The organism is Dactylosporangium sp. NPDC049742 (assembly GCF_040674675.1).
GTDB lineage: Bacteria > Actinomycetota > Actinomycetes > Mycobacteriales > Micromonosporaceae > Dactylosporangium > Dactylosporangium maewongense.
Window position 1 is genome coordinate 1 of sequence record NZ_JBFANF010000006.1, and the last position, 11,944, is coordinate 11,944.

Sequence of the window (11,944 nt, forward strand, 5' to 3'; positions counted from 1 at the left end):
ACGGCGACCGCGATGGCGACCGCGATGGCGACGGCGACCGCGATGGCGATGGCGACCGCGACCGCGACCGCGACGGCGACCGCGACGGCGACCGCGACGGCGACCGCGACCGCGACGGCGACCGCGACGGCGACGGCGACCGCGATGGCGGCGGCAGGTGGGCGGGTCGGCGCCGCTGCCAACCGACGTTGGTCAATGCCCTGGTTTGTGGTTTTTGATACATCGAGGGTGCGCGATCCACCTGCATTTTGAAGATCGAAATGGGGGTGGATCGCGCGATGTCTATCTGGAAAAGAGGCTTTTCGGGCATTGATCAATGTCTGTGCAAAGGGGCGGCGGGTCGGGGTTTCGGTGCCGGTCGAGGCTGGGGGATCTGGCAGCGAAGAAGGGCTCCGGCTGCACGATGCAGTGCAGCCGGAGCCGGGGACAGGTGACTACGCGGGGGCGGTGAAGGTGTAGGAGCCGGCTGGCAGCAGGAACGTGCCCGTGCCCGAGGGGACGGCCTGGCCGGGGGCCAGGATCGAGCCCGGTGCGGAGGTGGGGACGCGGACCGTCGCCGAGGTGCCGGCCGGGATCGTCACCCGGAGGGTGAGGGTGCCGGCGGAGACGGACCAGTCGCTGACGGCCAGGCCGTACGGGGTCTCGTAGGAGGACTTGGCGGAGGTAAGGCCGCCGCCGGGCTGGGGGGCGATGAGCAGCGACGCGTAGCCGGGGGAGGCCGGGCCCAGGCCGCCGACCTGGCGGTACAGGAAGTCGCCGACGGAGCCCAGGCCGTAGTGGTTGAAGGAGTTCATGCCGGGGTCCTGGAAGGAGCCGTCGGTGCGGATGCCGTCCCAGCGCTCCCAGATGGTGGTGGCGCCGCGGCTGTTCATGTAGCCCCAGCCGGGGAAGCCGGGCTGGAGCAGGATCTGGTACGCCGTGTCCGCGTGGCCCGTGTCGACCAGGACCGGCAGGAGGTTCTCGACGCCGAGGAAGCCGACGGACAGGTGCCCGCCGGAAGCGGCGACCTTGGCGACCAACCGGGAAGCCAGGGAGGCGACCCGTGAGGGCGGGACCAGGCCGAAGGCCAGCGCGAGGGTGTAGCCGGTCTGGGTGTTGCCGGAGACGGTCCCGTCAGCGGCGACGAAACGGGCGGTGAAGGCGGCCCCGACCTGGTCGGCCAGCGCGCCGTAGGAGTTGCCCTGCGCCGTGCGGCCCGTCGCATAGGCCATGCGCGAGACCAGGCGGGCGGACCAGGCGAAGAACGCCGTGGATATGACGTCCTGGGCGGTGTTGTCGTTGACGTTGAGCCAGTCGCCGTAGGTGGGCTGGTTGCGGATCAGGTCGCTGCCCGAGGTGGCGCGCAGGTAGTCGACCCAGCGGGCCATCGCGTCGAAGTGCTCGTCGACGACGCGGATGTCGCCGTGGCGCTGCCAGAGGGTGTAGGGGACGATGACGCCCGCGTCGCCCCAGCCGGCGGTGCCGGCGCCGCAGCAGACGGCGGGGGCGACGTCGGTGAAGGCGCCGTCGGAGCGCTGGGCGTCGACCAGGTCGTCGGAGAACTTGTCGAGGAAGCCCTGGACGTCGACGTTGAAGGTCGAGGTGGCGGCGAAGATCGCGATGTCGCCGGTCCAGCCGAGCCGTTCGTCGCGCTGCGGGCAGTCGGTGGGGATGGAGAGCATGTTGGAGCGCTCGCCCCAGAGGATGTTGTGCTGCAGCTGGTTGACCAGGGCGTTGGAGGTGGTGAGGGTGCCGAGCTGGGCGCCGGCGGTCCACGCGGCGCGGCCGGTGACGGTGTCCGCGGTCGGGGTGAAGCCGGCCGGGAGGCCGGTCAGCTCGACGTAGCGGTAGCCGTGCACGGTGAAGCGCGGCTCGTAGACCTCGGCGCCGCCGGTACCGGCGAGCGTGAAGCGATCCGTCGCCTGGGCGGCGCGCAGGTTGGTCGTGTAGAGCTGGCCGCCGCTGAGCACCTCGGCGTGCCGGATCTGGACGGTGGTGCCGGCGGGGCCGGTGACGGAGATCCGGTTCCAGCCGGTGAAGTTCTGGCCCATGTCGAAGATCCAGACGCCGGGCGAGGGCTGGGTGACCGAGACGGGCCGGAAGTCCTGCTGCACCCGGACGCCGTTGTCGACCTGCGAGACCAGGTTCGGCTTCGTGCCCGTCCGTACAACAGCGGATGCCCACGACGAGTCATCGAACGCGAACCCGTCCCAGCCGGCCACGGCGAGCCGGGCGTCGTAGGTCTCGCCGTGGTACAGGTCGTCGGCGCGGATCGGGCCGCTCAAGACCTTCCACGAACCATCTGTCCGCACCACCGACGAGGTGCCGTCGGTGTACACAAGGCTCAACTGAGCCGAGTACCAGGGCTGCGTGCCGTACTTCTGGCTGCCGGCGAAGCCCAGGCTGCCGGAGTACCAGCCGTTGCCGAGCCAGGCGCCGAGCGCGTTCGCGCCCTGCCGGATCTGGCCGGTGACGTCGTACACCTTGTACTGGACGCGCTTGGTGTAGTCGGTCCAGCCGGGGGCGAGCACGTCGGTGCCGACGCGGGCGCCGTTGAGCCGGGTCTCGTGCAGGCCGAGCGCGGTGGTCAGCAGCCGGGCCGACGCGACGGGCTTGCTCACCGTGAAGCCCTTGCGCAGCAGCGGCGCGGCCTTCGCGATCGAGACGTTCGAGGCCCAGGGGCCGGTGCCGTAGGTTGCCACGGCGCGTGCCGCGGGCCAGGAGCTGTCGTTGAACCCGCCGGCGTTCCAGCCCGCGGGGGCGGTGGTGGACGCCTTCCACGACGCGTCGGTGACGAGCGACGCGCCGGTGAGCTTGGCGATCATGCCGGCCGGCGACTGGGTGGTGTTCTCCGACGCGATCGCGATGGTGTTGGTACCGGCGACGAGCCGGCTCCGGATGTCGACGGCGGACGCCTGCTGCCACGACTGGTACACCCGCGGCGAGGTGCTGACCTGGACGCCGTTGACCCACACGTCGGCGGTGTCGTCGCCGGTGACCACGAGGGTCGCGGTGGCGGGGACGGAGGCGAGGGTGAACGTGCGCCGGAAGTAGCGGGTCGCCGCCGGCACTCCCGCGGCGGGGTCACCCTCGGGGTACCAGATCCAGGTCGCGCCGGACAGGTCGGCGGTGACGGCCGCCTGACCGATGAAGTCACCGGTCCACTCGGTCGCGGGCGCGCGCAGGCCGGTCTCGAACGACCAGGTGGGGCTCCACGCGCTGACCCGGCCCTGGGTGTCCCAGACGCGGACCTTCCACGTGTAGCGCCGCATCGACTGCAGGGCCGGGCCGGTGTAGACGACGTCGACCTGCTGGCCGGACGCGACCCGGCCGCTGCTCCACACGCCGTCGACCGACAGCTCGTAGGCGGCCTGGCGCTGCTGCACGGCGGTCGAGGTGAGCTTCCAGCCGAAGCGGGGCTGCGCGGCGTCGACGCCGAGGGGGTTGGCGCGGTGCTCGACCGTGCCGCTCGCGACGCTCAGCGGGGAGGGCGCGTCGGGGTCGGGCGCGACGACGTTCGAGTTCCACGGGCCGACGCCGTAGGCGCCGAGGTCGGTCGCGGCGGGCCAGCCGCCGTCGGCGAAGCCGGGCTGCTCCCAGCCGGTCGGCACGGTCTGGAACGCCTTCCAGCTGCCGTCGGTGACGAGGTCGGTGGTGCCGCCGGCGGTGACGACGTGCACCTTGCCGATCAGGCCGGCCGGCCCGTCGGTCGTGTTGCGGGCCGCGATCGCGAGGGTGTTGGCGCCGCTGACCAGGGCGGACTGCAGGTCGACGTAGACGGCGCTCTTCCACGAGTCCACGACCCGCGGGGAGGCGGCGACGGGCTTGCCGTTGAGCCACACGTCGACGGTGTCGTCGCCGGTGACGACGAGCTGGGCCTCGCTGACCGCGCCGGCGGCGACGGTGAACGTCTTGCGGAAGTAGCGGTAGGCGGCGGGGGCGCTGCTGGCCGGGTTCCCCTCCGGGTACCAGACCCAGTGCGCTCCGGAGAGGCTGACGGGGGTCGCCGCCTCGGCCGGCGCGGACGGCGCGGCGAGGAGTGCGGCGAGCAGGACGAGCGCGGTGGCGCCCGCGCGGCGTCTCTTCAGGCGCATGGCGGTGCTCCTGTTCGATGGATTGAAACGTTTCATTGAGTGGTGATGTCCTGACTGTACGTAGACCCTGGTCAATAAGCAACGCCCAGCGGCGCGACGAACCGCAAGATGAGGGAAGTGTGGAGGTGGGATGCCGGGAAAGCTGCTCGTCATCGGTGGTGCGGAGAGTCATGACGCCGGCGACGACGCCATCCTCGAACGGTTCGTGCTGCTCGCGGGCGGCTCCGAGGCGCACCTCGTGGTGATCGCCACCGCGAGCGAGTGCCCGGAGCAGCGGGAGAAGGAGTACACGGACGTCTTCCACCGGCTCGGCGCCGGCCGCGTCACCCCGCTGCGCCTCGACGAGCGCGACGACAGCAACAGCGACCTGGCCGTGTCCGTGATCGAGCACGCCACCGGCGTCTTCTTCACCGGCGGCGACCAGCTGCGGATCACCACCGTCGTCGGCGGCTCCAAGGTCGACACGGCGATGCACGCGCGGCTCGCCGAGGGCATGATCCTCGCCGGCACCAGCGCCGGCGCCGCCATGATGTCCAGCACCATGATCCTCGGTGGCAGCATCGCGTCGGTCTCCACCGACAGCGTCCGCACCGGCCCCGGCATGGAGTTCCTGCCCGGCGTGCTCATCGACATGCACTTCGCCCAGCGTGGCCGGCTCAACCGGCTGCTCAGCGCCGTCGCGATGTTCCCGCACGAGCTCGGTCTCGGCATCGACGAGAACACCGCGATCCTCGTCGAAGGCGACGTGTTCGAGGTGCTCGGCGCCGGCACCGTCACCGTCATCGACGCCGGGCAGGCCCGCACGATCAGCGCGACGATGTCCGAGGTCGGCGGGCCGATCGCCCTGTGCGGCGCCCAGCTGCACGTGCTCCCGGCGGGCTGGCGCTTCAACCTCACCGAGCGGGCGGCCATCAAGAGATCGGATCCTGACCATGCGAATTGAGAGCAGCCGCCGCCTGCGCGGCCCGAACCGCTATCTCGCGCGCCCCGTCCAGGTCACCCGGGTCCTGCTCGACGGGCTGACCGAGCGCGAGAGCAGCGACTACCCCGGCTTCACCGACCGGCTCCTGGCCGCCTTCCCCGGCCTCGCCGAGCACCACTGCGCGTTCGGCGAGCCCGGCGGCTTCGTCAAGCGCCTGCACGGCGGCACCTACTTCGGGCACACCGCCGAGCACGTCGCGATCGAGCTCTCCCAACGCATCGGCCGCCCCGTCAACTTCGGGCGCACCGAGGGCACCGGCGTGCCCGGCGAATACGACGTCGTCACCGAGTGCCCGGTCGACGAGCCACCCGACTCCGGCGTCGCACAGGCTCTCCTCGCGCTGGCGATCGCCGGTGTACTGGCGGCCCTGCACGGCGAGCCGGTGCACGTCGAGGACGAGCTTGCGGCCCTGCACCGCACGTACGAACGCGAAAAAGCCGGACCGAGCACCGCCGCCATCGCCGACGCCGCCCGCGCCCGCGGCATCCCGGTCGAGCGGGTCGGCGAGCTCAGCCTCCTGCGCCTCGGCTACGGCCGGCACCGCAGGCTCGTGTGGGCCGCACTCACCGACCATACCTCCGCGATCGGCGTCGACATCGCGTCCGACAAGGAGCTCACCCGGCGGCTGCTCGACGAGGCCGGCGTCCCCGTCCCCAGCGGCGGCGCCGCCGCCTCCCTCGCCGAGGCCCTGGACATCTTCGCCGAGCTCGGCCCGCCCGTCGTCGTCAAACCCCGGCAGGGGCGCCAGGGGATGCACGTGTTCCTCGGCGTCGACACCCCCGACGCGCTGCGCGCCGCCTACGAGGCCGCCACCGCCGGCGGCGACGACGCGGTCGTCGAGCGCGAGCTGTCCGGCCGCGACTACCGCGTGCTCACCATCGGCGGCAAGGTCGTCGCCGCGGCCGAGCGGGTCGCCGCGCACGTCGTCGGCGACGGCGCCACCGACGTCGCCGGCCTGATCGCCCGCGCCAACGAGGACCCGCGCCGCGGCGACGGGCACGCCCGGGCGCTGACCCGGATCGTCGTCGACGACGTCGCCCTCACCCTGCTGCGCCGCCAGGGCGTCGCCGTCGACACGGTCCCCGCCGCCGGGCAGGTCGTGCGGCTGCGCGAGAACGCGAACCTCTCCACCGGCGGCACCAGCGTCGACGTCACCGACGACGTCCACCCGTCCGTCGCCGACCTGTGCCGGCGGGTCGCCGCGATCGTCGGCCTCGACATCGCCGGCCTCGACCTGCGCCTGCCGTCGATCGCCGAGCCGCTGCCCCCGACCGGCAGCCTCGCGGGCGGCGGCGTCATCGAGGTCAACGCAGCGCCCGGGCTGCGGATGCACCTCGACCCCAGCGACGGCACCGCCCGCGACGTCGGCGACGCGATCGTGGAGGCGCTGTACCCGGCCGGCAGCCCGTCGCGGATCCCGATCGTCGCCATCACCGGCACGAACGGCAAGACCACCGTCGCCCGGCTCACCGCGCACCTGCTGGACGGCGCCGGCCTGCGCGTCGGCGTCACCACCACCGACGGGATCGCCATCGGCGGCCGGCTCGTGCAGCGCGCCGACGCCACCGGGCCGCGCTCCGCCCGCGTCGTGCTCAGCGACCCGACCGTCGACGCCGCCGTGCTCGAGACCGCCCGCGGCGGCATGCTGCGCCAGGGTCTCGGGTACGACTGGAGCGACGTCGGCGTCATCACCAACCTGGCCAGCGACCACCTCGGCCAGGACGGCATCGACAGCATCGAGGAGCTGGTCGAGCTCAAGTGCCTCATCGGCGAGCGCGTCCGCGAGGGCGGCGCCGTCGTCCTCAACGCCGACGACCCGCGCAGCCGCGGCCTCGCCGCCCACCCCGGCCGGTTCGAGAAGCGCGAGATCGTCTGGTGCAGCCTCGACCCGCGCAACCCGCTGATCCGGCGGCACTGGGACACCGGCGGCCGCGCGTACCTGCTCGCCGACGGCTGGCTCGTCGAGCTGGCCGACCGCCGCTGGATCCCGATCCTCGCCGTCGGCGAGCTCGGCGGCGGCTTCGGCGGCGCCGCCCGCCACCTCGTCGCCAACGCCCTCGCCGCGACCGCCGCCGCCCGCGTCCTCGGCGTCGCCACCGCCCGCGTCGCCGAACGCCTCCGCACGTTCACCGACAACCCCGGCCGCGGCATGCTGCTGCACCTCGGCGGCGTCGACGTCCTCGTCGACTACGCGCACAACCCCGCCGCCATCCGCGCGATCGGCGACCTCGTCGACCGCCTCTGGGGCGCCGACCACGCCGTCGCCGCCGTCACCCTCCCCGGCGACCGCCGCGACGACCTGCTCCGCGAGTCCGCGCGCGAGGTCGCCCGCTTCGACCGGGTCGTCATCTACGAGGACAGCGACCGCCGCGGCCGGGCACCCGGCGAAGTCCCCGCGATCCTGCACGACGAGCTGACCGCCACCTCGCCGAAGGCCATCTGCACCGTCGTGCGGACCGTCGACGAGGCCGTCCCCGCCGCACTGGCGCTGGCCCGCCCCGGTGACGTGGTGTTGCTGCTGTACGAGAAGATCGAGCCGGTCCTGTCGCTGCTGCGGACCCTCGGCGCGGAGACCGCCCACGATCAACACGTGTCGTTTCCGCTCATCGGGGCATCTGTATGACGTGGAGCGCTATCGGCTGATCGAGCAACTCGGTGTGGGCGGCATGTCCGTCGTCTGGCGGGCCCGCGACGAGGTGCTCGGCCGGTCCGTCGCCGTCAAACACCTCGCGACCGCCGCGGACCCGCGGTCCCGCCGCCGCATCCAGGACGAGGCCCGCGCCGCCGCGCTCCTCAGCCACCCGCACATCGCCGCCGTGTACGACTTCGGCCACGACGCCGACGGCGCGCCGTTCGTCGTCATGGAGCTCGTCGAGGGCGAGTCCCTCGAGGACCGGCTGATCCACGCGGGTGGGCCGCTCGAGGTCGCCGAGTCGCTGCGGATCGCCGGGCAGCTCGCCTCGGCCCTCGCCGCCGTCCACGAGCGCGGCCTGGTGCACCACGACGTCAAGCCCGCCAACGTCATGCTCACCGCCGGCGGGCCGAAGCTCGTCGACTTCGGCGTCTCCGCGATCGCCGGCAACGAGCCCGACCAGCTGATCGGCACGCCCGCCTACCTCGCGCCCGAGCGCATCCGGGGCGTCCCGCCGTCGCCCGCCACCGACGTGTACGCCCTGGGCCTCGTCCTGTACCGCATGCTCACCGGCGCACTGCCGTGGGCCGTCACCACCACCGAGGAGCTGCTGCACGCGCACCGCAAGCTGCCGCCGGCGCCGCTGCCCGCGGGCCTGACCCTGCCCGCCGGGGTGGCGGACGCGCTGCGCCGCTGCCTGGCGAAGGCGCCCGGCAACCGGCCCGCCGCGACCGACCTGGCCGCGCTGCTGTCCGCCCCGGCGGTGACCCGGCGGATCGGCGCCCGCCACCGCTTCGCCGCCCGGCGCGCCGCGCCCACCCTGCGGCTGAGCGACGTCACGCTCGGCGGGTCGGCCCGGCGGCGGGTCTCCGTCGCCGTCGCGGCCCTCCTGCTCTTCGGCTCCGGCGCAGTGGGCGCGGCCGCGCAGGACCGCGACCCGTCCGCCGCCTGGAACCCGGGCTCCCCGGTGACCTCTCCCGTCGCCGGCACCGACCCGCAGCCGTCCGATCCGGCCGGGCCGCCGGTGGTGCCGGCCGCCCAGGCCGAGACGGCCGCCAAGCACTCCGGCGGCGCGCCACCCGCCGCCGGGAATGCCGGTGGTGCGCAGAATGGCAAGGCGAAGGGCAAGCACAACGGCAACGGCAAGAAAAGTGGTGGCTGAACCTTTTCGTTGCTTATGGCGTGCAACCTTCCCGACTGGTACACAAGTCTGATCTCGGTGATGCCCTATGGTGTCCGGGTCGAGGGATGGGAGAGGCCGTGCGCTTCGAGGTCAGCCGGGTCATGGACACCATCGAGCAACGGCTGACGACTGACGTCACGCTCGCTCAGGCCGTCGTCGACCTCGCCGACGTCGCCCGGTTCGTGGCCCTCGACGGTGGCCGCCCCATCAACCTGCTGCGCCTCGGGATGGTCGTCGACGCGCTCAGCCGGTACCTCATCGACGCCGGCGCCATGCTCTACCCCGTGGTCGGCCGTGAGGCCCTGTCCGAGGCGGCGCTCACCTCGAAGGAGCGCATGGTGCTCGGCCGCTGGGCCGACGACGGGCTCATCGAGGTCACGCCCGTCGTCGCCGACCGGCCCGCCGAGATCGCCGACTTCACCGGCCTGCCCCTGATCGTGGTCCGTGACCAGCCGCAGTTCGCCGCTCGGTTCCCGTGGCTCGTCGACAGCCCCGAGCGCGTGCTGCAGCTGACCCCGCGCGCCGGCGGCGCGGTCCTGACCCCCGGCGGCGAGCCCACCCCGCCGAAGGACGGCAAGGAACGCCTGGTCGTGAAGGGCACCGCGACCCTGCCGATCATCCCGCTCGAGCCCGCCGAATCCTCCGAGCCCGCCGAGTCCTCCGCTCCCTCCGCCCCGTCCGCCGACGAAACCGAAACTTCCGAAATTTCCGATATGTCGGCGGAGGGGGAGTCTTCCGAGCAGGGCGAATCGTCGGAGCCCGTGGAGGCCGCGCCCAAGCCGTCGCCTCGTCCGGCCAAGCCCGCCGCGGCCACCACCACCGCCGAGAAGGCCGCCCCGGAACCCAAGCAGGAGCAGGGCGGGCGGCCGGACGGGCTGCAGTCGTTCACCGCCCGCGGGTCGCAGCGCGCGGGGCGCACCCGGGTGATGCGGCGGCGGTTCACCCGTGCGGAGCCCAGCGGCGTCGGCGCCGCCCTGATGGCCCGCGAGTGGCGGTGCGGCGAGCCCGAGTGCCCCGCGTTCGGCCGCTTCCGCCGGATCGGCCAGCCGGTCCCGCGCATGCGCGCCGGCGTGCCCGCCTGCCCCCGCCACGGCCAGGCGGTCAAGGACATCGGCCCGCGGCCGCCCGCGTTCGCCGTGTCCGTGGTCGTCGAGGACCTGGCCCGGCGCCGGTTCGTGGTCGGCGCCGACCGTCCCGTGATCGTCGGCCGCGAGCCCGCCGACCCCGACGACATCGCCGTCGGCCAGTGGCTGCACGAGGCCGCGGCCGCCTGGATCGCCAAGGAGCACCTGAAGCTCGAGGTCCGCGACGGCCACCCCGTCGTCACCGACACGAGCGAGAACGGCACCCTGATCTGGAAGCGCTCGGCCCCCGACATCAAGGAGGAGACCGAGCGGATCTACCGGAAGTCGTACCAGCTGACCGGCTGGGACTCCGTCGAGCTCTACACCGGCGTCGAGCTGATCGTGGGCGACCACCGCCTCCAGACGATCGTCGGCTCCGAGCCCGCCTCGGTCCTGCTCGACGCCCCCACGGTCGCCCTGCGCCTGGTCGACTAGCCGGCCGTCAGGAGAACCCCAGCGCGGGTCACCACGTCAGCTCGTACGGCGTGGTCTGCGTGATCTCGATCGTCGGGGAGAGCCTGGTGCCGGGCGGCGGTGGACGGTGCGGATCACGGCGTCATGCCGCCGCGGGGCCGGGGGTGCTGACCCGGCCCGCGGCGGCGGACGGCTGAGGTGGGCTCAGGTGAGGTGCTGCGGGGTCTTCGCGGTCAGTTTCGCCGGACCGGTCGCGGAGAGGTTCGTGATCACGTAGGCCGTCACGGTCCCGTCGGGGGTGACCGCCCACAGGTCGGGCACACCGTCGGCGTTCACGTCGGTGAGCTGCAGCTCGGACAGCTGTGCGCCCGGCAGCCAGGCGTCGGCCAGGCGGAACTGCGTGAAGGCGAGCGCCCCGGTCCCCTGGTCGTAGGTGACGCCCTGCCACAGGTACAGGGCCCCGGTCGACTGGTTCCACAGCGCGACGGCGGTGCCGCTGGGCAGCAGCTTCGAGGCGAGGCGCCAGTGCTCCCAGTCGCCGCCGCCGGTCGGGGTCGCCGTCCCGAGCTGCGTGGGGAACGCGAAGTTGGCGGTGCCGTTCTGCGAGGCGTAGTACTGCAGCGTGTACCCGTTGGCCGGGCTGCCCACGATGCCCAGCAGGTCCGGGTACGCGAAGTGGTTGCCGCTGCCGTCGTAGGCGTTGACGAGCTGCAGCGGGTTGTCGTTGTTGATGTCGGCGAACAGGCCCGCCGACAGCGTCGCCTCGTAGCCCCGGTCGGCGCGCAGCGGCTCACCGCGGCCGAGGCCGTCGATGATCATGCCGCTGCCGGGGTTGATCCCGCCCGGGTAGTACACGAAGACGTCCTCGAACGGTCCGCCCCGGAACTTGCCGGTGAAGACCTGGGCGCCGGTGAACGGGGTGCCGACGCCGTTGCCGTTGACGCCGATGTCCACCGCCGGGGTGCGCACCTGACCGCGCAGCCCGCGCCCGGTGGCCTGCCACAGGCCGGGAGCGAGCCCCGGGGTGCCGCCGACGGCGAGCAGGTCCGGCTTGCCGTCGCTGTCGAGGTCCTGGTCGGCGGCCGGCGGTGGGAACGCCGCGTTGAAGGTGGTGACGGTCGAGTCGCTGACCGAGCCGTCGGCGGCCACGGCGTAGACCGACAGGACGTTGACGGCCCGCTCGACCACCACTGAGGCGGTGGCCCGCCCGTTGGCCGCCGTGACGCGGCCACCCGGGCCGCTGTTGAGCGAGAACACGAACTGGGTGACCGGCGCGCTGCCGGCGGCCGTGCCGAACCGGAACCTGGCGGCGGCGCCGACCACCGGCGCGGTCGTGAGCGCCGTGACGGTCGGTGCCAGCGCTCCCGCCGCGGACGCGGGCTCGGCGGCCAGGACGGCGCCGGCCACGGCGGGCGCCACCAGGACCGCCGCCGCGGTGGCGGCCAGGCGTCGCAGTCGATGCAGACTCATGGATTCCCCTCGTGATGTGCCCCGCGGGGTGCGGAGCGCATCAATCAGACGCGGGCATCGACGATC

Annotated in this window: 7 protein-coding genes; 4 read left to right on the forward strand and 3 right to left on the reverse strand. The window is 73.3% G+C overall.

Translation table 11 applies throughout. The features are described 5' to 3' along the window. Positions 1–182, reverse strand: a 182-nt coding sequence (locus AB0J72_RS10220; RefSeq protein ID WP_363397138.1) for a hypothetical protein, incomplete at its 3' end; no start/stop codon positions are given. Between the two features lie 252 nt (positions 183–434). Next, the gene (locus AB0J72_RS10225) at positions 435–4,073 is read right to left on the reverse strand and encodes a family 78 glycoside hydrolase catalytic domain (RefSeq protein WP_363397141.1); all 3,639 of its coding nucleotides are present in this window, start codon (positions 4,071–4,073) and stop codon (positions 435–437) included. Positions 4,074–4,203: 130 nt separating this feature from the next. On the opposite strand from AB0J72_RS10225, the gene AB0J72_RS10230 reads away from it, so the two are divergent. The 4 genes from AB0J72_RS10230 (at position 4,204) to AB0J72_RS10245 (ending at position 10,429) form a co-directional block, all read left to right on the forward strand. Next, on the forward strand, positions 4,204–5,016 hold the full coding sequence (locus tag AB0J72_RS10230; RefSeq protein ID WP_363397144.1) for a cyanophycinase: 813 nt from the start codon (positions 4,204–4,206) through the stop codon (positions 5,014–5,016). Beyond that, entirely contained in the window at positions 5,006–7,678 is a 2,673-nt protein-coding gene (gene cphA / locus AB0J72_RS10235) for a cyanophycin synthetase (protein WP_363397147.1), read from the forward strand. Before AB0J72_RS10230 ends, cphA begins: the two co-directional genes overlap by 11 nt. Before the next feature lies 1 nt (position 7,679). Further along, the gene (locus AB0J72_RS10240) at positions 7,680–8,849 is read left to right on the forward strand and encodes a protein kinase (RefSeq protein WP_363397150.1); all 1,170 of its coding nucleotides are present in this window, start codon (positions 7,680–7,682) and stop codon (positions 8,847–8,849) included. A gap of 86 nt (positions 8,850–8,935) precedes the next feature. Beyond that, entirely contained in the window at positions 8,936–10,429 is a 1,494-nt protein-coding gene (locus AB0J72_RS10245) for a hypothetical protein (RefSeq protein WP_363397153.1), read from the forward strand. Positions 10,430–10,612: 183 nt separating this feature from the next. Here AB0J72_RS10245 and AB0J72_RS10250 read toward each other — a convergent pair whose 3' ends face one another. Further along, a complete protein-coding gene (locus tag AB0J72_RS10250) occupies positions 10,613–11,878 on the reverse strand; it encodes a hypothetical protein (RefSeq protein ID WP_363397156.1) in 1,266 nt (421 codons plus the stop codon). Positions 11,879–11,944 lie beyond the last annotated feature (66 nt).